The sequence below is a fragment of the Oleiphilus sp. HI0132 genome (genome assembly GCF_001635845.1).
Genome location: NZ_LWGJ01001750.1, coordinates 1 through 882 on the forward strand (window position 1 = coordinate 1; position 882 = coordinate 882).

2 protein-coding genes are annotated in these 882 nt (G+C 41.5%); both read left to right on the plus strand.

Translation table 11 applies throughout. The annotated features are described in order from the left end of the window. Positions 1 to 236, plus strand: a 236-nt coding sequence (locus tag A3766_RS26750; protein ID WP_156509169.1) for a GNAT family N-acetyltransferase, incomplete at its 5' end; no start/stop codon positions are given. 107 nt (positions 237 to 343) lie between these two features. Continuing rightward, a partial coding sequence (locus tag A3766_RS26755; RefSeq protein WP_156509170.1) for a GTP-binding protein occupies positions 344 to 882 on the plus strand: 539 nt, incomplete at its 3' end.

Genomic DNA, 882 nt, shown 5'->3' on the forward strand with positions numbered 1-882 from the left:
ATGCGAGAAAAGGCTTTGGTCGAAAGCTTCTTCAATACACGGTATCTAAAGCGATACAGAAGCAAGCAAATGTATTTTTTCTTGAGGTCAGAGAGTCGAATCGCCAGGCAATCGACTTATATTTCTCTGAAGGATTTAATGAGGTTGGTGTGAGACCAAATTATTATCCTGCTGCTCAAGGAAAAGAAAATGCCGTATTAATGACACTAGAGTTATCGGTCGACCTTCAAGTCTAAATTTTTCTCTTGCTGCGAAAAAATACTCAGACGTTTATAATCACAGAAATTTTTATTAAGGCTGGTTTTCGGACTGGCATGCCGAAATCTTAAGGTAAGTATTCTTAATGTCACAAATAACAGATGAAATCTCCACGCGTAGAACCTTTGCGATTATTTCTCACCCTGATGCGGGTAAGACCACCATTACTGAAAAAGTCCTGTTATTTGGCGCGGCGATTCAAAAAGCCGGTACCGTGAAAGGGAAGAAAAGCGGTCAGCATGCAAAGTCTGATTGGATGGAAATGGAAAAGGAGCGTGGTATCTCGGTAACGACCTCGGTGATGCAGTTTCCATTTAATAAATGTCTGGTTAATTTGCTTGATACGCCGGGGCACGAAGATTTCTCGGAAGATACTTATCGAACCTTAACTGCGGTTGACTCTAGTTTGATGGTGATTGATTCAGCCAAAGGTGTAGAGGAACGTACAATCAAATTAATGGAGGTTACGCGTCTTCGTGACACGCCTATTGTAACCTTTATGAATAAGCTCGATAGGGATATTAGAGATCCGATAGAGTTAATGGACGAAGTGGAAGACGTTCTAAAGATTGCGTGTGCACCAATCACCTGGCCTATTGGCATGGGTAAAGAGTTTAAAGGTGT